The organism is Palleniella intestinalis (assembly GCF_013166595.1).
Classification (GTDB): domain Bacteria; phylum Bacteroidota; class Bacteroidia; order Bacteroidales; family Bacteroidaceae; genus Prevotella; species Prevotella intestinalis.
The window spans coordinates 211,290-235,229 of the sequence record NZ_JABKKG010000004.1 but is presented as its reverse complement, the minus strand read 5'-3'; the positions used below and the strand labels follow the sequence as shown (position 1 = coordinate 235,229).

Here is a 23,940-nt window from a genome sequence, read left to right as displayed (position 1 = left end):
TATTTAACTAAGAATTTTCAAGAGTGAACTTATCGTTCACAAAACCACTATACTTTTGCACTCGGAAAGCATGATTAGCATAACCATCAATAGCATATCCATAATTAAAACCACACAGAATATGAACAACGAGATTACACTTCAGGAAAATGTTTCCACTGCTTTAGGCAACGAAATCCGGCATTTCGCAAACTCAATCGAGACGGTTTTCGCTGCAATCGCCACATGGTACAGTGGCATACTTGAGCAGAACGTCACCGCAAAGCAGGCGAAAGCGCTGGTAATGGCACAGGTTGCGTTCTTCGCAATGGTGTTCCCTGCTGACCTCGGTATGGTCTATCGTGCGGCAAGCATTGCTCTTTTCGCGGGTTCGTTGCTGCTGTGCAAGCAGCGAATGGCGGAATAACCTTGGTGGAAAAGCCATGCCGGGCAAGCGGAAAAGCGTGGAATCAGAACATCCGCGCCACTCTTTCGATGCCTGCGACAAGGGCGTCAACCTCCTCAAGGGTATTGTACAGTGCGAATGATGCACGCGCCGTGCCGTTGACTCTAAGGCGTTCCATAAGCGGTTGGGCACAGTGGTGGCCGGTGCGGATGGCTATTCCGAGGCGGTCAAGCAGCGTTCCCATGTCAAGATGGTGGATGTCGCCGACCCGGAACGATATGACCGCGTCCTTCATGGCTGCATCTTTCGGACCGAAAATCTCCATGCCGTCGATGGCATTCATCCTTTCCATGGCATATCGGGTGAGCTCTTGCTCGTGCTTGGCGATGTTGTCCATGCCGAGGGCGGTGACGTATTCGAGTGCTTTTGCCAACCCGTGGGTGGCCACATAGTCGGGAGTGCCTGCCTCAAACTTGAATGGCAGCCGCTCGAAGACAGTCTTCTCGAATGTCACACTCTCAATCATCTCGCCGCCGCCTTGGTACGGTGGCAGACGGTCAAGCCAGTCTTCCTTGCCGTAAAGCACACCGATGCCTGTCGGACCATAGATTTTATGTCCCGAGAATGTGAAAAATTCGCAGTCGAGTTCCTGCATGTCGACCTTGAAATGTGGCGTTGACTGCGCACCGTCTATCATCACCGGAACACCGTGTTCGTGTGCAATGCGGATTATTTCCTTCACCGGATTGATTGTTCCGAGGACATTGCTGACATGGGTGACGCTGACAATCTTTGTCCTGTCAGAGAACAGTTTCTCGTAGGCCTCCATGTCAAGCGTGCCGTCGTCGTGCATCGGTATGACCTTCAGGGCTATGCCTTTTTTCGCCGCTTGCAGCTGCCAGGGGACGATGTTCGAGTGGTGTTCCATGACGGAGAGTATCACCTCGTCCCCCTCTTCCATAAAGGCGTCGGAGAAAGAGGAGACGACAAGGTTCGCGCTCTCTGTCGTTCCACGGGTGAAAATCACCTCGCTGACGGAGCGCGCATTGATGAACCGGCGGACTGTCTCACGTGCCTGCTCATGCAAATCGGTGGCCTGCTGTGAGAGATAGTGCACCCCGCGGTGGACATTGGCATTGACATTGTAGTACTCATCAGTCATTGCCTCGATGACAACCCTCGGCTTCTGCGTAGTCGCCGCATTGTCAAGATACACTAAGGGCTTGTTGTAGACCTCACGCCCAAGTATCGGGAATTCCTCCCTTACCTTTGAAATATCGTACATTTCTTTTTACCTTTTTTGTTCAACGACAGATATTCATCCGCCAAGCAACAGAAAACAATCTGCAAGACAGACACACCTCACCTGCCCTTTTGTCCACGTCAACCATGGACAGAAGGGCATTTTTTGTTACATAACGTATCGTCAGCGGTACTCTTCCGGCACCTCTTCCTTCCATTGCGGATAGGGATTGGCAAGCAGGCATACATTATAATAATGCCTGTTGTCGGTCACTTCGGGGCCGATGAATGAAGGTTTGTCGAACGGTTCGTCAACACTCCCCAGTTCAACCTCCGCGAACACAAGCCCGTCGTTTGCACCATGAAACTCGTCAACCTCAAACGTATGCGCGCCGCTCCTAACAAGATAGCGCGTCTTGTCTATCATTCCGCCACGGCAGAGGTCAAGGAGGTGCTGCGCCTCGTCCAAGGTTATTTCCTTCTCAAACTCATATCTGGACATCCCACCGTCGGCAGAAGGTCCCTTTATGGTCAGGAATGCCTTGTCGTCACGCACCCTTATGCGCACCGTTGCACCGGTGACAGCCATGTAGCCCTGCCGGATATGGCTGGCGGAGAAAGCCCGGCTGCGCCATGGCGCGCCGGCTTTCCTCACCATAAACTTACGTTCTATCTCCTGTCCGCTCATTATCCGATTGCAACGACGAAATAGATTAGGAACGCCAATGCAAGGGCTACAAGCACACCGAAGATGGCATTGACAACATTCTTTCCCTGCTGTTCGTCGCGTGCCGCCTTGCGGGCGCGTCCGATTTCTCTTTTGTTTTTGTTGCGTGACATAGTTTTCTGTATTTTAGTTTATTAAGGTTTATTGTTCCAATTCATTGATTCCGGCTTGCAAACCTGCATGAGGACAAGCCTCAACGGCAATCCTTGCGCGGTCAGTCCACCACAGGGAACTCCATGAGGTATGCCTTTATGAAACCGTCCAGCTTGCCGTCCATGACGGCATCCACGTCCGTTGTCTGATAGTTTGTGCGGTGGTCCTTCACACGACGGTCGTCAAACACATAGGAACGTATTTGGCTTCCCCACTCTATCTTCAGTTTTCCCGCCTCTATTGCAGCCTGAGCCTCAAGGCGTTTCTTCATGGCACGGTCATAGAGCTGTGACTTGAGGAGGCGCATGGCGTTCTCACGGTTCTGCTGCTGCTTCCTCGATTCGGTGTTGGCGATGAGGATTTCCTCTTCCTCACCGGTATCAGGGTCGGTGTACATATAGCGCAATCGCACACCTGTCTCCACCTTGTTGACATTCTGACCGCCGGCGCCTGAGGAACGGAATGTGTCCCAAGAGACCTTCGACGGGTCGACATAGACCTCGATTGTGTCATCGACAAGCGGCGAGACGAACACGGAAGCGAAGGATGTCATGCGCTTTCCCTGCGCGTTGTAAGGGGAGACACGCACAAGACGGTGCACACCGTTCTCCGATTTCAGGAAGCCATAGGCATACTCTCCGCCCTCAATCTGCATCGTGACAGACTTGATTCCTGCCTCATCCCCTTCCTGAAGGTCGGAGATTGTTACCTTGTAGCCGCCCTTCTCAGCCCATCTCTGGTACATGCGCATAAGCATTTCCGCCCAGTCCTGAGCCTCGGTGCCGCCGGCGCCGGAGTTGATTTTCAGCACACAGTCCATCGGGTCTTCTTCCTGGCGGAGCATGTTGCGCAGCTCAAGGTCGTCGATAGCCTTCACGGCACGTTCGTATGCGGCATCCACTTCCTCTTCCGTCACAAGCTCGTCCTTGTAGAAATCAAACGAGAGTTGCAGCTCGTCGGCAGCGGTGCGCACCTCATTGTAGCCGTCAATCCATTTCTTTATGCCCTTGACAAGCTTCATCTGCTCCTGCGCACGGACAGGATCTTCCCAGAAATCAGGTGCCTGAGTGCGGAGGTCTTCCTCTTCGTACTCCATCTTCTTCCTGTCGATGTCAAGGTACTTATACAAGGCGTCTGCCCTGTCCTGTATGTCTTTCAGTTGGTCAAGTGTTATCATTCTTCGTACATCTTTTTAATTATCTCTGAATAATTCTTGTTCAATACATTGCGCCTTATCTTCAGCGTGTTGGTTATCTCACCCTTCTCGAGGGAGAAATGGTGAGCCATAAGCGTGAATTTCTTTACCTGTTCGTATCCTGCAAGCGACTGCTGGAGCGTCTCCAGGCGTTCGGCAAACATCGCATTGATGCGCTTGTCGGCGCACAACGCCTCACGGTCGGCGAACTCTATGCCGTTTTCATAGGCGTATTTCTCCAGTAATTGGTAGTTCGGGACTATCAGTGCAGAAACAAACTTGCGCTTGTCGGCTATCACAGCTACCTGCTCCACATACTTGTCGACAAGGATTTTCGACTCCACAAGCTGTGGGGCGATGTACTTGCCGTTGGAGGTCTTGTACAAATCCTTTATGCGTTCCGTGATGTAAAGCTCACCGTCCTTCATGTAGCCCACATCGCCTGTCCTGAAATATCCGTCAGGAGTGAACGCCGCCTCGTTAAGGTCAGGGCGGTTGTAGTAGCCTTTCGTGATTGTCGGGCCTTTCAGAAGAATCTCCCCTTCCTCCGAGAATTTGATGTCAAGGCTCTCTATCGGCCTGCCTATGCTTCCTATTGTGTACGGCTTGTCCACATGGTCGTTGCTGACAGTGGCGAGGGATTCCGTCAGCCCATATCCTACCATCATGAAAATACCGATGGAATGGATGAATTCTTCCACTTTAGGTGACACAAAAGAGCCTGCCGTCGGGAAGAAATGAGGGCGTTCTATTCCGAGCCTTTTCCTTACCATCGAGAACACTGTCCTGTCCAACATCATGTATTCCACCTGCAGAGTGACAGGCGGACGCTTGCCTTTGCTCAGATAATCGATGTTATGCCGCCTGCCAATCTCCAACGCATGGAGGAACAGACGCTGTCTCATAGGATTTGCTGCCTCAATCTCTGCTATCACGCCCGTATAGACCTTTTCCCAAAAGCGTGGCACAGAGGACATGCAGGTGGGATGAGTCTCGCGCATGGCGTCCTGGACTTCGTGCGGATTGGTGTTGATAATCATCGTGCATCCTTCCGTCAGAGCCAGCAATGCCCAGCCTTTCTCGAAGATATGAGCGAAAGGCAGGAAATTCAGCACCCTGTCCTCAGGCTTCAAATCAAGACCTTTATGGTTGTCAACAAAGGCTGCGCGGAACTGCCCATGGGTGAGCATGACACCCTTCGGGTTGCCTGTCGTGCCGGATGTGTAAAGGATGCAGGCAAGATCTTCCCAGTTTGCCGCTGCCAGACGCTCTTCATACTCCGCCAGAAAGTCGGCATTATCACCAAATTTGACGAATTCATCGAAGTAAACAGATGAGGGGTCATGGGTCGAAAACCTCACTCTACGGTCAAAAACAATCAGCTTTTCAACCGTAGGGCATACGTGCTGCACCCTCCGGGCACGGTCATACTGTTCCTGCTCACCACAGAAAATGAAGCGTATCTGTGCGTCGTTGACCATGAACTGTATGGCTTCCTCGCTCGTCGTGGCATAGAAAGGCACCGTGCACGCACGGATTCCCCACGCTCCGAAGTCTGTGTACACGTACTGCAGCGTGTTCTGTGAGAATACAGCCACCTTCTCCTGCACACCGACTCCCAAGGAGAGCAGCGCAAGAGAGACACGCCTGACCTGCTCCGAGAAGGTGTTCCACGACACTTTCTTCCACTCTTTTCCGCCAAACTCCTTGTATTCAAGGGCTGTCCTGTTGCCGTAAATCTCTGCCTGGTCACGGACAAGAACAGAGAGGTGACTGTTAGTCTGCATACCTTATTATAATTTAAGTTGCTACAAAGTTACAATCTTTTTCCGAAAATGAAGAATAAAAAAGGAAACTTTTTACTAACTTTGCACCAAAACACGAATAATGGACAAGGAAAAAACCATCACCGAAGCCGTGGAGCTTCTATGCCGGCTCATAGCCACTCCGCGCACAAGCCGCGAGGAAACCGCCGCCGCGGACATCATGGAGCAGTGGATGACAGCACGCAATCTGTCGCCAATACGCTCAGGAAACAACCTCTTGCTCGTATGCCCGGACTACAGTCCTGACCGCAAGACCATAATGCTCAACGCGCATATCGACACCGTCCGCCCTGTGGCAAGCTGGACTCGTGACCCTTATTCCCCTGAAATCGTTGGGGACAGGCTCTACGGCATCGGCAGCAACGACTGCGGAGGTGGGCTTGTCACACTGCTGCAGGTCTACCGCATAATGGCGGAAAGTGAGCGGGACTACAACATTGTCTACCTCGCATCGTGCGAGGAGGAGGTGTCGGGCATCAACGGCATACGGCGCATAATCCCCGAACTGCCGTCTGTCCTCGGAGGGATAAAGGTGGATGTCGCCATAGTCGGCGAACCGACAGGCATGCAGCCGGCTGTCGCAGAGAAGGGGTTGATGGTCATCGACATGACGACTCGCGGAAAATCGGGTCATGCCGCACGCAACGAAGGCGTCAACGCCATCTATGAGGCGTTGGACGATATGCAGTGGATTCGCAGCCACAGGTTTGAAAAAGTGTCGGAATTCCTCGGTCCTACACGCATGTCGCTCACCGTCATCAATGCCGGAACGCAGCACAATGTTGTGCCGGACGAATGCCGTATGGTCATCGATGTGCGCTCAAACGAACACTATACAAACGAAGAAATATTCGATGAAATCGGTAAAAATGTGCGCTCTGAGATAAAGGCGCGCTCTTTTCACCTGCGCTCTTCGCACATCTCCACCGACCATCCGCTGATAAAGCGGTGCATCGCAATGGGCATGACGCCTTTCGGTTCGCCAACACTCTCCGACCAGGCTCTTATGCCTTGGCCGTCGTTCAAGCTCGGACCGGGCGAGTCCGCACGCTCCCATTCTGCCGATGAGTATATAAAAATCTCGGAACTCCGCAACGCTCTCGACACGTATCTTGAGCTTTTGAAACAGAACTCATAATCACATGCAAAACAAAAGGTTACGGTTAATAAAAAACAGACAAAAGATTTGTTGATTCCGATAAAAGTTTGTATCTTTGCATAAGGCAAGCTGCACCTCAGCAATGAGAGGAAACTCTTGCTGCATCCGGTTTGCATTCCCTTTTCAACAGCCACCAAAACCAACGCCCATGAATAATATATCATTAAATCAGGTAGATATGTATGCACGGATAATCAATTCGCTGCTTACACCAACCCAGAAGTTTGACCTGGTGAACAAAATACTCGCAACACTGCGACCTAACAGCAAAGCAGACGAGGTGCAGAAAGAAGACATCGACCTGAATGAGGTTTTTGCAAAATTCAGCTCAGACTTTGGCGGTGATGCCTCTGCACAGGAAATCGCAAACGAAATACGCTACAACCATCCCAAGAGCAGCAGGGAAATAGAGCCTTGGTGATATGGACAAATATTTGATTGACACTTGCATCTGCATTGCAATGATAAAAGGCAACAGACAAGTAAGGGAACAGGTCGCCAAAGTAGGGTACAAAAACTGTTATGTCTCGGACATAACCATTGCCGAACTGCTTGTTGGCGCAGAGAAAAGCGGCAAGCAAAAGCATTTCAATGACGTCTCCTTTGTAATGGAAATATTCAAAGTCATACCCGTCAGCAACCAGTTGTCGACTTACGCAAAGACCAGAGCCTACCTTGAACTCAAAGGGACACGCATCGAAGACTTTGATTTGCTCATAGGGGCTACTGCCATTCAGGAGAAAATGGTCATGGTGACCGCAAATACCAAGCATTTTTCACGGATTCCCAATATAAGGCTGGAGAATTGGGAGTTTTGATTTGACAACATGGTTCTCACACCACACTCCACTGATGAGCATATAAAAATCTCGGAACTCCGCAACGCTCTCGACACCTATCTTGAGCCTCTAAAACAGTAACCATAATTACCGGCAAAATAAAAGGTTACCTTTCACCATGTAAAAGGTAACGATTGACCATGCAAAAGGTTACCTTTCGCATCATGAAAGGTAACCTTTTGTTTTACACCTACTAACTATTTAGTTATCAAGGATATAGCCAATACCTATTTACATACAAGAACTAACTGTATGACAGCACATTATACAACATATACACCAATATCTTTCTGAAGGTGTGGCGGAGCCACAGCCCTCATGGTAACCCCTGACTTCAGTCATGGGGCTATACGAATCCATGAACAACTTGTGTGGCAGAGCCACACTCCTTTATGCTTGATATAAAGCGCACGTTACTCCTAATGGCTAATAAAATTATAAAAAGGAGTGTGGTTCCACCACACAACGTTAGGGCATACCTTGCTATCCACAGGGCTAAAGCCCGTGGTTACCATGAGGGCTGTGGCTCCGCCACACTTTCTGAGATATATGTGGTTATACTGTTTGTGTAGGGATTGTTGCTGAAAAACAACTCCGCCAAACTTTCTGAGGCATATTGATACAATTTTTCCTACCTATTTGTCACATGCTTCCTTCACTTTCCTACCTGATTTCACACCATCACCGGCAGGGTGACAGTGAAGGTTTTGTCGGTGAATTCGACAGAAATTGCCTGATTGTGCAAGGCATACTGCCGCCTGATATTCTTCAACCCCACTCCGGAGGATACTACTTTTTGGCGCAGACGGAGATTGTTGGTGACGGTAATCCTGTCGTCCGTGACAACGATGTTTATAACCAAAGGCGACTCCGAAGTGCAGACATTATGCTTTATGGCGTTCTCCACAAGCATCTGTATGCTTGCCGGGATTATCCGCCCGCCCTTTCCCGCTCGCCCGTCGGCAATCTCCACCTTCAGGGAGTCGCCGAAACGGACTTGCTCAAGATAGACATACTTATGCACAAACTCCAGTTCCTCATCCACGCCCACCGTCGTCCGCTCGCCGTTGGAAAGGAGATAGCGGTAGACTGCCGACAGTCGTTTGGCGAAAATGTTGGTCTTCTCCGCATCGATGTATGCCAAGGAGGCAAGCACATTAAGGCTGTTGAAGAGGAAATGCGGATTGATTTGGTTCCTGAGAGCCGCAAGCTGGTAGTTTGCCTTCTCCTTTTCCATCTCCTGCTGGCGGTTGTTGTAGAAGAAAAGCTCTATGAGGAGCGTGACAACCCAGTTCCATGGAACGGCGGGAAGGGCGGACTTCACAAGCTCGCGGATGCCGAAATCGGAGAGGAGGAAGTTAAGGAAGCACACTATGAAGACGCACGCCACTGTCGTGACAATGATGTCTGCCGTCAGCCGCATGGAGTTGCTGAGGGACGGAATGCCGGACATCATCCTTATGACAACGTAGTCAAGGCTGCATATCATAAGGCATACGGGCATGTTTATGGCAAGGCGTTCAGGGATGTTGTCTTCCGTTCCGCTCATTATGCTGTATATGCCGATGAACGGAACAAAGGAGATTGAGACAACGATGATGAACAGGAGGATGTATCTGTACTGCTTCATGGCTTTGGGATTCAGATTATTCCGTCAATCCATTCCAAGAAACTCTTTGCTCTGCTGCGGCTGACGAATCCGCAGACATCGGCTTCCGGTTGGCAATAGAGCTTCAGTCTGCCGCCAAACTGGCGTGTGCAGCGGACGACAGCGCGGATGTTCACGATGCAGTTGCGTGAGGTGCGGAAGAACATTTCGCCGTCGAGAAGTTCCTCGAGTCTGTCGAGTGAATAGTCGATGATGTGGCGTTTGCCCGTGAAAAGGTGGAGGAACGTGTACTTGTCCTCACTGTGGAAGAAGGCGATGTCGGACGCCTGCACATGAGTATAGGCATCGCCCGTCCGGACAAGGAAGCGGTTTTTCGGCATCGAAGAGGCGTAATCACCGTTCAAGAGTGCCACTTTCTCCGACGCGCTTGTCACCGTGGAGCGGCGCTCGAAGCGTTCGAGGGCAAGGGCAAGTTCCTCTTTCTCAAAGGGTTTCAGCAGATAGTCCACACCGTTTACCTTGAATGCCTTTATCGCATACTCATCGTAGGCGGTGGTGAAAATCACCGGAATATCCGCTTTTGTCTGCTCGAAAATCTCGAAACACAAGCCGTCCGCCAGCGAGATGTCCGCAAGGATGAAGTCAAAATCCTGCGATTTCAGCAGTTCAACGCTCTGTGCGACGCTCTGTGCCCACCCTGTCAGGAGATAGTCCGGACGCAGTTCGTCGACCATTCTCTTAAGTTCCTTGTAGGCAAGCGGCTCGTCCTCTATGATAAGGTATTTCACCATGATATTATATTAATGTGTATTTCCTGTTTTTAAATCCATTTCCGGAAACAATCTCAGTAAGGGTGCTATAACCCAACATGCCTCACAAGGTGGATGTACACATTGGATTCCACAAATGTTCAGACATGGCTATAACTACCAAATATATCGCAGAAAGCGTGGCGGAGCCGTTTTTAAGCAACAGACCTTATGCAAGCAGTATAACCAAATATACCTCAGAAGGTGTGGCGGAGCCACAATCCTCATGGTAACTGCGGGCTTTAGCCCTGCAAATATGAATGTGTGCCCTAACGCTGTGTGGTGGAACCACACTCCTTTATGCTACATCTGTTGACGCCATCCGCTTATCTTTGCCATTATAGTAGTCTCGTCTTGTTACTTACCAAACATAAAGGAGTGTGGCGCTGCCACACATTTTATTGACGGACTTTCAACTCCCCATGACTGAAGTCCTAATCTTTATACACATCTCAGCCAACCTCAAGTTATTCAGTATATTACTTGCACATTCTTGAAAAAATCCGTACCTTTGTGCCATGTAACTCAAATGTATTTAACGGTGTCGGCAATGACCGCAGGATAGGCCGCCGGTTGAACCGCCTTTCCAACGACATAAGCAACAGCGGGAGTTCTGTCATCAACAGCTGCTACAAGACCAGCCATGACAAGATTGCTGCCTACCGCCTGCTCGGCAACGAGCGTTACAGTGTGGATGAACTTATCAGCAGCCTTCAAGAATCCTGCGCTGCAAATGCCTGCGGCATGTCCCATGTCCTTGGCATAGAGGACACCACGGAACTCGACTATCACCGCAACAAAGGGCGGCTTCTGCGAAACGACCCGGACATTGGCAGGGGCAACAATCTCCTGAAGTATTCATTCTTCCTGCATCCCACCCTTGCCGTCAGCGCCACCAGCGGCAATATTGTCGGTTTCAGTTCCGTAGAGCTGTTCAACCGCCCTGCAAGCCCCGAGAAGCCCATCGACCGCCACAAGCGCCCTCTGGAGGAGAAGGAGAGCTTCCGCTGGCTCCGGTCAGCGCAGACAACCGCCCGCACTCTTCCGCATGATGTCCGCAAGACGATGCTGTGCGACCGCGAGGGCGACGTCTTCGAAGTGATGGAAGGCATGCTGGCCTGTGGGACGGATTTCCTCATACGCTCAAAGAGCGACAGGCTTGACACCACCGCAGGCATGCGACTTGAAGAGTCCATGTCAAGGGTTCCCCTTGCGGCGACATTCAAGATAACCGTTCGTGCCTCCAAAGAGCATGCGGGGCATACGGCCGTCATGGAGCTGCGCTTCAAGCAAGTCTCCCTGCGCAACAAGGACGGCAGACATCTCAACGCCTGCTGCGTGCTGGCGCGAGAGAAGGCATCCTCTGTGCCAAAAGGCTCAAGCCGGATATCCTGGCGGCTGCTCACCTCACACACCATAAGCACTATTGAGCAAGCCATCGAGTGTGTCAGGTGGTACCGGATGCGATGGCAGATAGAGGAGCTCTTCAGAGTCCTGAAAACCAAGGGGTTCGGCATTGAAAGCGCAAGGCTTGGCGAAGGCATAAAACTCAAGAAACTACTTATCATAACTATGCAGGCATCATTACAGATCATGCGAATGAAGGAAGCGCTGGACGACACCCGCGAGGATGTCGAGGCAGGGACTGTGCTTGGTCCGGAATACATCAAAGTCCTTGAAGCTTACGACAGGAATTTCCGCAGCGAGTCACGCAGGAACAAGGGCAACACCAATCCGTACAGGAAAGGCTCGCTGCCTTGGGCTGCATGGGTCACAGCACGCCTTGGAGGGTGGAGCGGGTATGAGAAAGCTCATGGGAGGCCCGGCAGGATTACATTGTGCAACGGGTTCCAGAAACTCTCAAATGCCGTGGAATTCTATTTGATTACAAAAGGAACATAAGATGTGTATAAAGATTAGGACTGAAGTCAGGGGTTACCGTAAGGATTGTGGCTCCGCCACACCTTCTGAGGTCTATCAATATGGATGCTGCATAACGAGATGCTATGTCGTTTCTTATCAAATTGTAATTGTGAAAACCTGCCGTTCCCTCACAAACTGAACCTCATTCCTGCCGAAAGGCGCAACGCCGGCTGAAAATATGGGTCGTCCTTGCCGTCGTCAGTGAAACCGTCAAAGAAGCCTTTCAGACTGCGTTCCGTAGTCTTTATGCCACGAATCCAATTGCCGCCGACCGTGGCAAAGAGGGTCATGCGCTTGCCGAAGCGGAACGAAGGGGAAAGGTAGCTGCGCAACATCATCATGGAATAAACCTGTTCCTGTCCTTCCACAGACATCACGGCAGCAAGACCGTCCATCTCCAGCGGCACGAATTCCAGGCTGAATCTATCGGAAAAATGCGTTGAAACCGCCATTTTTATGCTGTTCGCCATATCTATACGGAATGTAAACTTACCGTTCCGCTGCCAGTTAAGGTAGAGCATCGGCATTGCCATCGGTGCACCGTAGGAGTTTGTTATCCCTCCTCCGATGCCCAGACTGAGGTTGTTGTTCAGGCGGCAGACGAAGATTACACCTCCACTGCCTAATATGCTTTTTGCCGAAATCTCGTTCGCAGGGGCATAGATGCCGCAGCCTGCATTGGCAATAATGCTCCATTTCTCCGAGATTGGGCGGATATGCGTCAAACTGATGCCGCTGTTTATTATGGATGAAGGGTTCATCTCGCGCGCTTCACCATGGTTGCCCATTTCGGCATAAGTGGCGGAAATGCTTGTCATCCATGCCGTCCTCTGCCCCCACTCGTTCTCCTTTGAGGACAAAGGGATGGTGTAACCTGCCGATACCATATACATATCGCCAGAGCCGAAACGCTCACCGAGTTCGTTGCGCAGCGTACTTGAAGAGAGGTTTTCGTAAGTGATGTAGCCTTGTGCCATGCCTGCCACCGCCCGGAGGAGCAGGATTGCCATTGTAATTTTTCTCATATCCTTTTTTGTGGGACAAAATTAAGGATAAAGACTGACACCGCAAAAATTTTTCCGACGGACGGTTGATTACGGCATCCGAACTGCATTACCGGCACATAATCCACGCATTATGACCGCCGTCAATGCCATATAATCAAGTGCAAAATTACAAAACATTCTCGAAATTTGAAGAAAAATCGAAAAAAATCACATTTTCCTGTAACTTTTCCGTAACCCAATCGTCTTCTGTATAGATTAAGGCAAGAAAACAATGATGAACTATAAGTACATAGAACAGTTGCTCGAGCGTTACTGGGAGTGCCAGACGACGCTGGAAGAGGAGGCTATCCTGCGCGCGTTCTTCGCTCAGGACAATGTCCCTGTGGAGCTGTTGCAGTACCGACAGCTGTTCATCGCACAGAATGAGGAGAAGGATGAAGTCCGGATCTCTGACGATTTCGAAGATCGTATGCTGTCAATCATCAATGACGAAAAGCCTGTCAAGGCACGCAGCATCACGCTTTCACAGCGTCTGCGCCCACTCTATCGCGCATCAGCGGTCGTCGCCATAATCATCACTCTCGGCACTGCAGCACAGAAAGCGACCGAACCGACAGACTCGCCTTACCCTTCGCAGATAGCGAAACAGCCTGCGGTACACAAAGGACCGTCTGTTGCGGTCAAGGACAGTGTGAAGTCAGACTCCATAAAGTTCGGTGGACAACAATCACGATTGCAGACAGTGCCGGAGACAATCATCAAGTAAGACATTTTCTAAGCTTTCCATATAAACAAACAATCTATTAAAACACTACTTAAATAGCACCCTAATAAAAAGAGGACCGGCAGCGATGCCGGTCCTCTTTTGGTATTCTAACCTATGCTGTTTGCACTAAGCAAATGCAGCATTTACACGATGAAATGGGCAAAAATTGCGTTTTATTATTTGTTTTTCCTGTATTATGCGAACACCAAAGTCTCTATCCCGTCCTGCCGGAAAAGGTCATTGGCGACGGCAAGGATGTCATCCGCGGTGACTTTCTCTATGTCGTCACAGAGCGCACGGACATCCTTCTCCCAGCCATAGTGCAGGAACGACTTTGCGAAATCCAGCGTAAAGCCTTCGTGAGAGTCACACGCCAAGGCTATCTGTCCCCTCAACTGACGCTTTGCCTGTTGCAGTTGGCGAGATGAAAGCGGTTTGTTCATCAGCCGGTCAAGCTCACGTCGCACAATGCGCAGACACCGTTTGACATCGTGAGGGTCACATCCGAAATAGACAGACCACAGACCTGTGTCGTCAAAACTTGCCATTCCGCTCTCCACGGTGTAGACAAGTCCCTCCTTTTCCCTCAGCGCCATGTTAAGGCGCGATGACATTGCAGGACCGCCAAGGATATTGTTGAGGAGGTAAAGCGCGATGCGCCGAGGATGATGTATGTCGTATGCCCTGCGACCTACAAGCACATGAGCCTGATGAGTGCCGGTAACAGAGATTTCATTCGCCACAGGCGGCACAAACGGCGGTGTCTGTTCGGCAGGCAAGGCATGGATATCCTTATGGCATTTCGACAGCAAACGTGTAAGAGCCGTGAACGAAATGTCCCCGTTTATGAAGAAAATGGCATTGTCAGGACGGTAGAGTCGTTGTGTGAAACGCAAGGCATCGGCGGTGGAAAAGCCGCGCACACTCTCCTTTGTGCCAAGGATGCTGTGCCCAAGGGGATGTCCGCGGAAGATACGGTTCTCAAACTCATCGTAGATAAGTTCCGCCGGAGAGTCGTTGTATGACTCGATTTCATCGCATATAACCTCCTTTTCCTTCTCCAGCTCCGCCTCGGGAAACACCGAACGGAACACCATGTCGGTCAGCAAATCGACAGCACGAGGCAGATGTTCCTTAAGACATGCGCAGTAATACACTGTCGACTGCTTGTTGGTATAGGCATTGAGCTCGCCGCCGACACTCTCGATGCACTGTATCACCTGCCATGCCTTCCTACCGGAAGTGCCCTTGAACGAGGCGTGCTCACAGAAGTGTGCCAGCCCTTCCTCTCCCTGCCGTTCATCCCTTGTGCCGGCCTTTATGGCGTAACCGCAGTAGATTACGTTTCCGGAGGACGGGTGATGAATGATGCGGAGACCATTGTCAAGTGTGAAAGTATTATACATTGTTATGGGTTGTGGGTTAAAATGGAGGTCAGTATTGACAATATTGACAATGCAGACAGTACTGACAACATTGACAGTACTGACGGTACTAATTGTCCTACAACCTCTTTTTACAACAGTTCGTTTACGAAAATGACAAGTATAAGCACAGGAATCACCCAACTGACGAGGAAAGAAAACACCTTCGGGAAGCATCCGAGGTCAATCCGTCCGTCATTGGTGAGCATGCGTGTGACCTCCTTCTCGCCGAACTTCCTCATCAGAAGACACATGAATATGCCGCCAATCGGCATCGCGAACTTTGCCACAAAGAAGTCGAAAAGGTCAAACAGCCCCATACCGAACACTGTCACTCCGCTCCATTCTCCGAAGGACATCGAACAGGCAAAGCCGGCAAAACAAGTCACTATGGCTATGCCTGCAACGGCGTTACGGCGTCTCACGCCGAACCTCTCCGACACGAATGCCGTGGTAATCTCAAGCATCGAGATGCTCGAAGTCAGGGCTGCCATGGTAAGCAGAAGATAGAAAAGCAGTGTGACAACATAGCACAGCCACGGCGTAGCACCAAAAGCCTGGTTAAAGACATTAGGCAGTGTGATGAACACCAGTGACGGTCCGGCATCGGGATTGATGCCCACGGACATCGCCGCCGGGAAGATTATCACACCCGCCACTATGGCTACCATGGTGTCTATGGCAGCAATGTTGAAGGCATCCTTGACGATGTTCTCCTCATTTGAGAAATATGAGGCGTATGTCATAAGGCAACCGATGCCCACACTCAACGTGAAAAACGCCTGTCCCATTGCACTCAGAGCTACATCGGTGGTGATTTTCGAGAAATCGGGACAGAAGAGGAACTCCAGACCTTTTGACGCATCGGGCAGCGAAAGTGAGCAGACGGCAAGGACAATGAGCAGGATGAAGAGCACAGGCATCATTATCTTGGAACCGCGCTCGATACCTTTCTGCACGCCCATAACCGTGATTCCTGCGGTGATAATCACGAATGCGACAAGCCATACGACAGGCATCACAGGGTCGGAAGAGAAATCCGCAAAGGCTTTTCCCGTCTCCTCGACCGTCATTTCCATCATTCCTCCCACACCGGCAGTGGCGGTGTAGCCGAGAGTCCATCCTGCCACGACACTGTAATAGGAGAACAACACGAAACCGGCAAGGACACACATCGCGCCGGTAAGATAGAAAAGGAGGGCGAGAGGCTTGGAGACAGAGACCTCACGACTGTTGGACAACCGCTTGAAGGTGGCGTAGCAGTTTGTGCGCGACCGCCTTCCGAGTGCCATCTCACAGATGAGCACCGGCACAGCCACGGTGATTATGAACCCGATATAAAGGAGTATGAATGCCGCTCCGCCATGCGCTCCCGTCTCACAAGGGAAGCGCCAGATGTTGCCCAGTCCCACAGCACTGCCTGCGGCGGCAAGAACAGCACCTATGCGCGAATTGAATGTCGCTCTGTTATCCATGCTTTCTTTTTACGTATAATAATGATTGCAAGGGTTTGCAGCTGCTCTCACAGTTGCAAACCCTTGCTCGTTTGTTTCTTGTTTCTTATTTGTTTATCTCTTTGATAAGGCGGTCTGCCTTGCCCCACTTGTCCATCATGAAGAGCATGTAGCGTATGTCCACGCAGATGCAGCGTGCAAGTTCCGCATCGAAGAATATGTCTGCCGAGAGAGAATCCCAGTTGCCGTCGAACGCAAGACCAATGAGACGGTTGTTGCCGTCGAACACAGGAGAGCCTGAGTTGCCGCCGGTGATGTCGTTGCTGGTGAGGAAACAGAGGTTCATTGTGCCGCTGACAGGGTCATTGTACTGTCCGAAATCCTTCGCAGAGAAGAGCTCATGCATGATTGGCTCTGCATAGTACTCGAAGTTATAGTCCTTTCCGGCAGTCTTCTCATCGCCGAGAAGCATCTTCTTGTAGAGTGAAGAAGGCTCGGTGTAGTAGCTGCTCTTCTTGCCGTTGAGCAGATAACCGCCCACCTGGCCGTAGGACATGCGGAGAGTGAAGTTGGCATCGGAATAGTGAGGCATATCCTCCTCCATGCGGATTTTTGCGTCGCAGAGCATGCGCTCCTGGTCGTCGATGGTTTGGAAGATCTCCTCTGTGCCCTTGCGTATTAGCTGCATTGTGGCAATAAGGTCCTGACCCATCTGCACGGCGATGTCGGATGACATCTCCTTCTGCACCTTCTTCTTGTTGAAATAGATAGGCTCGGACGACATCAGGCGTGAGTTGTAGAGCTTCTCGACATAGCCTTTGTAGTCGTTGCCGATGGTCTTGTAGAACTCTGGGACATACTCTGCAGGCACCTGCTCCTTATAGTTCTCGAGGAGAGCGGCAAGCACATCCTTCTCAGTTGCAAGGTCCCAAGTCTCGGAATTGTCCTTGAACTGGTTGTACTGCTTCTTCTTGTTGTCCTCCGGTCCATAGATTGGAGCACCCATGGCGTAGCGCATGGCACGAGTGACAATCTCGTTTGTGCGTCCGAAAGTCTCCATGAAGTAGGTCAGAGCCTTGCGCTTGTCAGTCAGTTGGGCGTAAAGTCCGCCAAGTTTGTCTATGTCAAGCTGTCCTTTCAGGTAGCCTGTGCTGTCCTGATAGTGCTTGATGCGTGCCTCATGGCCCTGCTTCAGTTGGATGATTTCGAGGGAATCGATGCACTTGTTCATGCCAAGGGCGTTCTTCCAGTAGTTAGCACTCTGCGCATACTTTGAGTCATACTTGATGCGGACAGCCTCATCGGCACGCATGTGGCGCAGCATTTCGCGCTGTCTTACGGTACGCACCTGATAGCGTGGGGCGTTGCTTGCGTCGCGCATAAGTTGGATTCCGAAGCTGGAGAGGTAGCGCTCGGTGCTGCCCGGATAGCCCATTGTCATGGCAAAGTCGCCTTCCTTATAGCCTTCGGTGCTCACACGGGCATAGACTTCAGGATGATAAGGCACATTGTCCTTGGAATATTTCGCAGGGCCGCCTGTCTTCGGGTCACAGTAAACGCGGAAGACAGAGAAGTCGCAAGTCTGGCGCGGCCACATCCAGTTGTCTGTCTCACCGCCGAACTTGCCCATGGACTTAGGGATGGCGAACACGAGACGCACGTCCTCGAAGTCGCGATAGGTGGTCAGATAGAACTTGTTGCCCTCATAGAAAGGTTTCAGTTCCACGCGCAGTGTGGAGTCTTCCTTGTGCACACGCTCCTGCTCCTTGGACTCAAGTGAGTCGAGAAGTGCCTCGCGCTTTTCGTGAGGAAGGCTGTAAATGTTGTGCTTCATGACCTCAGCAGTATAGTCGCGCTGGGAAACCATGAACGAAACGAAGAGGTTCTCGTTAGGAAGCTCTTCCTCGAAGGACTTGCTTACGAATCCGTTGAGCATGTAGTCGTGCTCCACGGTGGAGTGCGAACGTATCGCCTCAAAGCCGCAATGGTGGTTGGTGAACACGAGTCCGTCGGAAGAGACCACCACTCCGGAGCAGTAACCGCCGAAATTGACCACAGCCTTCACGATGGCGTCCTTGTCGTTATACAATTGTCCGTAAGGCAGATGATAGCCTTCTTCCTGCATTTTCTCGTAGACTGCCTGTGGCAGGTTGGAGAGTGTCCACATTCCTTCGTCAGCCTTTGCCTTGGATGCACCGAAGAATGACTGTGCGAGGAGTGCGAAGATAAATAGTTTTCTCATTTGCTTTTATTTTGTTTTAATATGGTTTCGCTTTATCTTGTCAATTTGACAATCTGGCAATTTGTCAAGACTCATTATTCCGATGGAATGGGCTAAAACTGCACAGTGAACGCTCCGCCTATGGTGAAATGCGTCATCCAATGCTTGCTTTCGGCAGTAACTGCCTGATTCGGTGCGTCCTTTGCCGAGGCTTGCAGCAGGCTTTGGTAAGTATATGTGCTCTTGGACGTGTCCATGTCCGCAAAGATTTTCCATGCGAAATTGTCTCTGCAACGCCACGAAGCACTTATGCCCATGACGAAATTGACGGCGTTTCCTCCTTTGACTTTCAGCATTTCCTGCGACGGCAGGTCGTCATTCCTTACGCAGATGCCGTCGGAAAAGCGCATGCCGCATAGTGCTTTTGCACCGAAAGCGACGCTGTTGCCGACTGGAATATTGCCATAAACACCGGCATCGAATGACATGTCGGTGAAGATATTATCATCAAAATACGCCATTTCACCGTACTTTTCCGTTATGGATGGTATGTCCGCAGGGGTCGTTGTGACACGCGCCATACCGCCGATGCCTACGTATTCATTGAAGAAATATGCTCCTTCGAGTCCTGCCACGGCACTTGCACGTAGGCTGATTGTCTTTTCCATGCCGTCAGGGGTGAGGAAGCGCAGTGTACTTTTGTGTACTCCGACTCCCATTTGCACATCAAGGAACGATGGATTCGCGGTTTTTTGAAACTTTTCCTGCTCAAAATCGTTCAGTCCGCGGTTGCCATAGATGAGGTCGGCAAGAAGGTAGCCAAGCTCAACGGACAGGATTCCGATGCCTGCTCCTGCCGCTACATCACCTGCACGGTGGCGGTTATGTGCCACGCGGAGCATGCTTGTCCCTGCCGCCAGTGCGTAGCCGCCGAGGGAGAACCATGGGGAGCGTGTCGCACCATACTCCTTGTGGAGGATTGTCGCTGCCGTAAAAGCCACCGCAGCGTGGCCTGAGGGGAACGACTTGTTGTCGGAATGGTCAGGGCGTTGTGCCTTGAAAGTGTGCTTTGCGGCAGTGACAGCACCTGCCATGATGACGTTTGACACCGCAGCCGATGTCAGGAAACGCGGCAAATCGGAGCGTCCTTCGCAGCCGGAGAGCTTCAGTCCTGCAAGGATTGCATAGGGCGAGAAGCGCAGATAGTTCTCGACTTCGTGCTTGCCGGTGGGGTAAACGACGGTCAAATCGTCACCATAAGTCTCTGCATCATTATTATATAATGTGCAGGAGGTGGCGGAACGTACGCCAAAGGAACACGCTGTCGCAAGCAGAATGGCAAGGGTTCGGAGCATGGGTGGTGTGTGTGTTTATATCAATGTTGACATTACTGACATTACTGTCAATATTGACAATACTGATTTTATTGGCCATTACCTTCTTTTTATCTCCTCCAGACCGACATTGAATGTCGGATTTGTCGGGTTGATTATCTCAAAATAGGCGGATTCACCGTATAAATCGCGCGCTATGAGTGCCCGCAGCTGGTCTTTGAGATAAGGCATTGTGCGCTGCTTCTCCTCGTCATCCGCCGGCTCCACCTTCTGCTTTTTGCCCTCTTCGACTATCGCTGTGATGAGCGTTTCCGGGATGGTGAAGTCACGCTTGAAGTCGTTTATGGTCTTTATCTTACGCAGTTGGCGGCGGTTCTTGTCATAATACTTTATCACTTCCTGCACGACAATGCCCTTTGCCACCAATGAGCGGTGGAATCGGGTGTATTGGAGTGTGTCGAGAGGGACGAAGATGTCCGGCATGATTCCTCCTCCGCCGTAGACCGTGCGGTGCTCGCGGAGAGTCTCATACTTCAGCGAATCATCGAAATGTATGGAGTCACGGCAGGTCAGTTCGCCATGTTTCAGACGCTGCTCGAAGTCCATGTCGTAGTCTTTCCTGTCACCCGGCTTGTACGGTTTCTGTATGCAGCGCCCCGTAGGAGTATAGTAATGGGCGACCGTAAGACGTATCATCGAACCGTCAGGAAGTTCGACAGGACGCTGCACCAAGCCCTTTCCGAATGTCCTTCGTCCTATGATGATGCCTCTGTCGTGGTCCTGCACCGCACCGGAGACAATCTCTGCCGCGGAAGCGGTGAACTCATTGACGAGCACAACCACCTTTCCGGTCTGCAATCTGCCTCTGCCGTCAGCCTTGGACTCATGGCGTGGGACGCTTCTTCCTGTGGTATAGACGATGAGAGAGCCTTTCTCCAGGAACTCATTTGCGACATCCTCAGCTGCGGAGAGATAGCCTCCGCCATTGTCCTGAAGGTCGAGGATAAGGTCAACCATGCCCTGCCGTTTCAGCGAATCAGCTGCCTGAAGCAGCTCTTTGTGGATTGTTGCCCCGAAATTGCCAAGGCGTATGTAGCCGATTCCCGGCTCTATCATGTATGCGGCGTCCATGGAATGCACCGGAATCTTGTCACGCTTTATGGTAAAGGTTATCGGTTTACGCTCTCCGGCACGCTTGACAAGGACATTGACCTTTGTCCCTCGCTTGCCGCGTAGACGCTTCATGATGTCCGCTCTTGACATTTTCACGCCGGCGATGGTTGTGTCGTTGACTGCGATAATGCGGTCTCCGGCGATGATTCCGACCTTTTCCGACGGTCCGCCGTGAACAGTCTGGAGGACGATGAGTGTGTCCTCGATGACATTAAACTGCACACCTATGCCGTCAAAGTTGCCTTGCAGCGGTTCGTTAAGTTCTTGTGTCTCCTTTGCAGTGGTGAAGGAAGAGTGCGGATCAAGCTTCTCCAGCATGCCGCGTATTCCATCTTCGACGAGTTTGTTGGCATCAACAGTGTCGACATAGAGGTTCTCTATCGCCAGTTGTGCTATCTGCAACTTGCGCAAAGGAGAGTCCGAGCCGACTTTGATCTTCATCTGTCCTGCAGCCGCAAGTGGCAGAAGGGCAAGGAGTATAAGCAGTTTTTTCATTGGGTTCGTGAGTTTTGTTTGTCTGTTTGGTCAGAATTGGCAATGTGGCCAGTACTGTCGGTTGTGTCAATGTCAGTACTGTCGGATATGTCAATAATGACAGTATTGATTTAGTGTCAGTATTGTCAATTATGTCGTTATTGGCAGTACTGACCCAAGAATCTTACTCCTCCTCAGGAATGTCCTTCTCTATGACAAGATTGTTGATGATGAAGTCCTGTCTGTCGGGAGTGTTCTTGCCCATATAGTACGCGAGGAGCTTCTGCACCTGGTCTTCCTGGCGCAGCGTGACCTGCTCAAGACGGATGTCAGGGCCGATGAAACCGGCGAATTCGTCAGGGGAAATCTCACCCAAACCCTTAAAGCGCGTAATCTCAGGATCAGGAGAAAGATCCTCGATGGCACGCTGACGTTCCTCGTCACTGTAGCAGTAGCGAGTGATGAAGTCCTTCTGCTTCTCGTTGCGAGCCTTCAGTTTCTCGTCCTCAGCCTTTACGACCGCCTTGTTCTTAATCTTGGTACGGCGGTTGCGCACACGGAACAGCGGTGTCTGAAGGATATAGACATGCCCCTTGCGCACCAGTTCCGGGAAGAACTGGAGGAAGAAAGTGATGGTAAGAAGGCGTATGTGCATGCCGTCGACATCGGCATCCGTGGCGACAATGACCTTATTATAACGCAGAGAATCAAGACCGTCCTCGATGTCAAGTGCCGCCTGCAGGAGGTTGAATTCCTCATTCTCATAGACCACCTTCTTGGTAAGTCCGAAAGAGTTCAGCGGTTTTCCGCGCAGTGAGAACACCGCCTGAGTGTTCACATCGCGGCTCTTTGTGATAGAACCGGAAGCAGAATCGCCCTCAGTGATGAATATGGAGGACTCCTCTTTACGAGGATTCTTGAAATCAGAGAAGTGCACACGGCAGTCGCGGAGCTTCGGATTATGGAGGTTTGCCTTCTTGGCACGCTCACGGGCGAGCTTCGTCACGCCTGCCATTGCCTTGCGTTCACGCTCCGAAGAGGTGATTTTCTCAAGGATAACCTCGGCAACATCAGGATTCTTGTGCAGGAAATTATCCACCTCGGTATGCACGAAATCACCGATATACTTGTTGATGCTCACACCCTCCGGTGCCATAAGCAGCGAACCAAGCTTGATTTTCGTCTGCGACTCGAACATCGGTTCCTCGACATTCACCGCCACCGCTGCCACAATGCCGTTACGGATGTCGGTGAATTCAAAGGATTTCTGGAAGAAGTCCTTCAATGTCTTGGCAATATGTTCCTTAAAAGCTGACTGGTGAGTACCGCCCTGCGTGGTGTGCTGTCCGTTGACAAAGGAGTGGTATTCCTCACCATACTGGTTGGCATGTGTGAAGGCAATCTCGATGTCCTCCCCTTTTATGTGCACGATAGGATACAGCGGAGCCGTGGACATCGTGTCCTTCAGCAAGTCCGCAAGTCCGTTCCTTGACGCTATGCGGCGTCCGTTGTGCATGATAATCAGACCGGAATTGAGGTACGTGTAGTTACGAAGCATCTCGGCAACGATGTCATCATGGAACTTGTAGTTGAGGAACAATGTCTCGTCCGGTTCAAAGAAGATGAACGTTCCGTTCTCCTCCTCCGTGTCCTTTGTCTCGTCCGACTGCAGGATTCCCCGCTCAAAACATGCACTGCGCACCTTTCCGTCGCGATAGGAGCGCACCTCAAAGCGTGAGGAAAGGAAGTTTACGGCCTTCACACCGACACCGTTCATGCCCACAGACTTCTTGAAAGCCTTGGAGTCATACTTGCCGCCGGTGTTCAGTTGTGACACAGCCTCTATCATCTTGCCCTGCGGAATGCCGCGTCCGTAGTCGCGGATAGAGATGCGCAACTGCTCGTCGACATCCACCTCAATGCGCTTTCCGGCATTCATGCGGAACTCGTCGATGGAATTGTCGATAGCCTCCTTCAGAAGCACATATATGCCGTCCTCGGCATGACTGCCGTCACCGAGACGGCCGATGTACATACCGGGGCGCGTGCGGATGTGCTCAACATCGGACAACTTGCGTATGTTGTCATCGGTATACGCCACCTGCTCTGCCTGAAACTCCAAGTCTTCTGCCATATTCTGATTATGTTATGTGGTTGTAGGGAAAGGGATTCCCCTTGTTTATCGGGTTGTTTTATTTATTTCATCATGAGATTTCATGA

General features: G+C 51.1%; 20 protein-coding genes. 6 read left to right on the top strand and 14 right to left on the bottom strand.

Annotation, left to right across the window (positions count from 1 at the left end):
• Window positions 1-121: 121 nt before the first annotated feature.
• Complete coding sequence (locus tag HPS57_RS07415) at window positions 122-406, top strand: hypothetical protein (protein WP_172181695.1); 285 nt, start codon at window positions 122-124, stop codon at window positions 404-406.
• 43 nt (window positions 407-449) lie between these two features.
• On the opposite strand, the gene HPS57_RS07410 is transcribed toward HPS57_RS07415, so the two are convergent.
• The 5 genes from HPS57_RS07410 to HPS57_RS07390 all read right to left on the bottom strand — a co-directional run bounded on the left by HPS57_RS07410 (window position 450) and on the right by HPS57_RS07390 (window position 5,489).
• Window positions 450-1,670, bottom strand: a complete 1,221-nt coding sequence (locus HPS57_RS07410) for an aminotransferase class V-fold PLP-dependent enzyme (RefSeq protein ID WP_172181693.1) — start codon at window positions 1,668-1,670, stop codon at window positions 450-452.
• A 141-nt stretch (window positions 1,671-1,811) separates the two neighbouring features.
• Entirely contained in the window at window positions 1,812-2,315 is a 504-nt protein-coding gene (locus HPS57_RS07405; RefSeq protein ID WP_172181691.1) for a CYTH domain-containing protein, read from the bottom strand.
• Complete coding sequence (locus HPS57_RS07400) at window positions 2,315-2,467, bottom strand: hypothetical protein (RefSeq protein ID WP_172181689.1); 153 nt, start codon at window positions 2,465-2,467, stop codon at window positions 2,315-2,317. The genes HPS57_RS07405 and HPS57_RS07400 overlap by 1 nt, the downstream gene beginning before the upstream one ends.
• 101 nt (window positions 2,468-2,568) lie before the next feature.
• Complete coding sequence (gene prfB / locus HPS57_RS07395) at window positions 2,569-3,684, bottom strand: peptide chain release factor 2 (protein WP_135938452.1); 1,116 nt, start codon at window positions 3,682-3,684, stop codon at window positions 2,569-2,571.
• A complete protein-coding gene (locus HPS57_RS07390; protein ID WP_172181687.1) occupies window positions 3,681-5,489 on the bottom strand; it encodes an AMP-dependent synthetase/ligase in 1,809 nt (602 codons plus the stop codon). The genes prfB and HPS57_RS07390 overlap by 4 nt, the downstream gene beginning before the upstream one ends.
• 100 nt (window positions 5,490-5,589) lie before the next feature.
• Here HPS57_RS07390 and HPS57_RS07385 point away from each other — a divergent pair, with 100 nt between their 5' ends.
• From HPS57_RS07385 to HPS57_RS07375, 3 genes are all read left to right on the top strand, one after another.
• Window positions 5,590-6,666, top strand: a complete 1,077-nt coding sequence (locus HPS57_RS07385) for a M20 family metallo-hydrolase (RefSeq protein ID WP_172181685.1) — start codon at window positions 5,590-5,592, stop codon at window positions 6,664-6,666.
• Between the two features lie 169 nt (window positions 6,667-6,835).
• Window positions 6,836-7,108: a hypothetical protein gene (locus HPS57_RS07380; RefSeq protein WP_172181683.1), complete on the top strand. Its 273-nt coding sequence runs from the start codon at window positions 6,836-6,838 to the stop codon at window positions 7,106-7,108.
• Between the two features lies 1 nt (window position 7,109).
• Complete coding sequence (locus HPS57_RS07375; RefSeq protein WP_172181681.1) at window positions 7,110-7,505, top strand: PIN domain-containing protein; 396 nt, start codon at window positions 7,110-7,112, stop codon at window positions 7,503-7,505.
• A 694-nt stretch (window positions 7,506-8,199) separates the two neighbouring features.
• On the opposite strand, the gene HPS57_RS07370 is transcribed toward HPS57_RS07375, so the two are convergent.
• Together HPS57_RS07370 and HPS57_RS07365 are read right to left on the bottom strand one after the other, a co-directional pair.
• Window positions 8,200-9,156 carry a sensor histidine kinase gene (locus HPS57_RS07370; RefSeq protein ID WP_172181679.1) on the bottom strand — a complete coding sequence of 319 codons (957 nt, stop codon included), beginning with the start codon at window positions 9,154-9,156 and terminating at the stop codon, window positions 8,200-8,202.
• A gap of 11 nt (window positions 9,157-9,167) precedes the next feature.
• Window positions 9,168-9,926: a LytR/AlgR family response regulator transcription factor gene (locus tag HPS57_RS07365; RefSeq protein ID WP_172181677.1), complete on the bottom strand. Its 759-nt coding sequence runs from the start codon at window positions 9,924-9,926 to the stop codon at window positions 9,168-9,170.
• Between the two features lie 531 nt (window positions 9,927-10,457).
• Between HPS57_RS07365 and HPS57_RS07360 the strand changes: the two genes are divergently transcribed.
• Entirely contained in the window at window positions 10,458-11,846 is a 1,389-nt protein-coding gene (locus HPS57_RS07360) for an IS4 family transposase (RefSeq protein WP_172181675.1), read from the top strand.
• A 149-nt stretch (window positions 11,847-11,995) separates the two neighbouring features.
• On the opposite strand, the gene HPS57_RS07355 is transcribed toward HPS57_RS07360, so the two are convergent.
• On the bottom strand, window positions 11,996-12,892 hold the full coding sequence (locus HPS57_RS07355; RefSeq protein WP_172181673.1) for a DUF6268 family outer membrane beta-barrel protein: 897 nt from the start codon (window positions 12,890-12,892) through the stop codon (window positions 11,996-11,998).
• A 256-nt stretch (window positions 12,893-13,148) separates the two neighbouring features.
• Here HPS57_RS07355 and HPS57_RS07350 point away from each other — a divergent pair, with 256 nt between their 5' ends.
• The gene (locus HPS57_RS07350) at window positions 13,149-13,640 is read left to right on the top strand and encodes a PG0215 family putative anti-sigma factor (RefSeq protein ID WP_172181973.1); all 492 of its coding nucleotides are present in this window, start codon (window positions 13,149-13,151) and stop codon (window positions 13,638-13,640) included.
• Between the two features lie 194 nt (window positions 13,641-13,834).
• Here HPS57_RS07350 and HPS57_RS07345 read toward each other — a convergent pair whose 3' ends face one another.
• The 6 genes from HPS57_RS07345 to HPS57_RS07320 form a co-directional block, all read right to left on the bottom strand.
• Window positions 13,835-15,046, bottom strand: a complete 1,212-nt coding sequence (locus tag HPS57_RS07345; protein WP_172181671.1) for a M16 family metallopeptidase — start codon at window positions 15,044-15,046, stop codon at window positions 13,835-13,837.
• Window positions 15,047-15,156: 110 nt separating this feature from the next.
• Entirely contained in the window at window positions 15,157-16,539 is a 1,383-nt protein-coding gene (locus tag HPS57_RS07340; protein WP_172181669.1) for a sodium-dependent transporter, read from the bottom strand.
• Between the two features lie 85 nt (window positions 16,540-16,624).
• A complete protein-coding gene (locus HPS57_RS07335) occupies window positions 16,625-18,760 on the bottom strand; it encodes a S46 family peptidase (protein WP_172181667.1) in 2,136 nt (711 codons plus the stop codon).
• 92 nt (window positions 18,761-18,852) lie between these two features.
• Window positions 18,853-20,094: a phosphatase PAP2 family protein gene (locus HPS57_RS07330; protein WP_172181665.1), complete on the bottom strand. Its 1,242-nt coding sequence runs from the start codon at window positions 20,092-20,094 to the stop codon at window positions 18,853-18,855.
• A 78-nt stretch (window positions 20,095-20,172) separates the two neighbouring features.
• On the bottom strand, window positions 20,173-21,741 hold the full coding sequence (locus HPS57_RS07325; RefSeq protein WP_172181663.1) for a S41 family peptidase: 1,569 nt from the start codon (window positions 21,739-21,741) through the stop codon (window positions 20,173-20,175).
• Window positions 21,742-21,904: 163 nt separating this feature from the next.
• Window positions 21,905-23,854 carry a DNA topoisomerase IV subunit B gene (locus tag HPS57_RS07320; RefSeq protein WP_172181661.1) on the bottom strand — a complete coding sequence of 650 codons (1,950 nt, stop codon included), beginning with the start codon at window positions 23,852-23,854 and terminating at the stop codon, window positions 21,905-21,907.
• Window positions 23,855-23,940: the final 86 nt, after the last annotated feature.

What these genes read in the sequence shown, in the direction of transcription:
- HPS57_RS07415 (WP_172181695.1), top strand. Translation starts at nt 122, where the DNA reads ATGAACAACGAGATTACACTTCAGGAAAATGTTTCCACTGCTTTAGGC.
- HPS57_RS07410 (WP_172181693.1), bottom strand. Translation starts at nt 1,670, where the DNA reads ATGTACGATATTTCAAAGGTAAGGGAGGAATTCCCGATACTTGGGCGT.
- HPS57_RS07405 (WP_172181691.1), bottom strand. Translation starts at nt 2,315, where the DNA reads ATGAGCGGACAGGAGATAGAACGTAAGTTTATGGTGAGGAAAGCCGGC.
- HPS57_RS07400 (WP_172181689.1), bottom strand. Translation starts at nt 2,467, where the DNA reads ATGTCACGCAACAAAAACAAAAGAGAAATCGGACGCGCCCGCAAGGCG.
- prfB (WP_135938452.1), bottom strand. Translation starts at nt 3,684, where the DNA reads ATGATAACACTTGACCAACTGAAAGACATACAGGACAGGGCAGACGCC.
- HPS57_RS07390 (WP_172181687.1), bottom strand. Translation starts at nt 5,489, where the DNA reads ATGCAGACTAACAGTCACCTCTCTGTTCTTGTCCGTGACCAGGCAGAG.
- HPS57_RS07385 (WP_172181685.1), top strand. Translation starts at nt 5,590, where the DNA reads ATGGACAAGGAAAAAACCATCACCGAAGCCGTGGAGCTTCTATGCCGG.
- HPS57_RS07380 (WP_172181683.1), top strand. Translation starts at nt 6,836, where the DNA reads ATGAATAATATATCATTAAATCAGGTAGATATGTATGCACGGATAATC.
- HPS57_RS07375 (WP_172181681.1), top strand. Translation starts at nt 7,110, where the DNA reads ATGGACAAATATTTGATTGACACTTGCATCTGCATTGCAATGATAAAA.
- HPS57_RS07370 (WP_172181679.1), bottom strand. Translation starts at nt 9,156, where the DNA reads ATGAAGCAGTACAGATACATCCTCCTGTTCATCATCGTTGTCTCAATC.
- HPS57_RS07365 (WP_172181677.1), bottom strand. Translation starts at nt 9,926, where the DNA reads ATGGTGAAATACCTTATCATAGAGGACGAGCCGCTTGCCTACAAGGAA.
- HPS57_RS07355 (WP_172181673.1), bottom strand. Translation starts at nt 12,892, where the DNA reads ATGAGAAAAATTACAATGGCAATCCTGCTCCTCCGGGCGGTGGCAGGC.
- HPS57_RS07350 (WP_172181973.1), top strand. Translation starts at nt 13,149, where the DNA reads ATGAACTATAAGTACATAGAACAGTTGCTCGAGCGTTACTGGGAGTGC.
- HPS57_RS07345 (WP_172181671.1), bottom strand. Translation starts at nt 15,046, where the DNA reads ATGTATAATACTTTCACACTTGACAATGGTCTCCGCATCATTCATCAC.
- HPS57_RS07340 (WP_172181669.1), bottom strand. Translation starts at nt 16,539, where the DNA reads ATGGATAACAGAGCGACATTCAATTCGCGCATAGGTGCTGTTCTTGCC.
- HPS57_RS07335 (WP_172181667.1), bottom strand. Translation starts at nt 18,760, where the DNA reads ATGAGAAAACTATTTATCTTCGCACTCCTCGCACAGTCATTCTTCGGT.
- HPS57_RS07330 (WP_172181665.1), bottom strand. Translation starts at nt 20,094, where the DNA reads ATGCTCCGAACCCTTGCCATTCTGCTTGCGACAGCGTGTTCCTTTGGC.
- HPS57_RS07325 (WP_172181663.1), bottom strand. Translation starts at nt 21,741, where the DNA reads ATGAAAAAACTGCTTATACTCCTTGCCCTTCTGCCACTTGCGGCTGCA.
- HPS57_RS07320 (WP_172181661.1), bottom strand. Translation starts at nt 23,854, where the DNA reads ATGGCAGAAGACTTGGAGTTTCAGGCAGAGCAGGTGGCGTATACCGAT.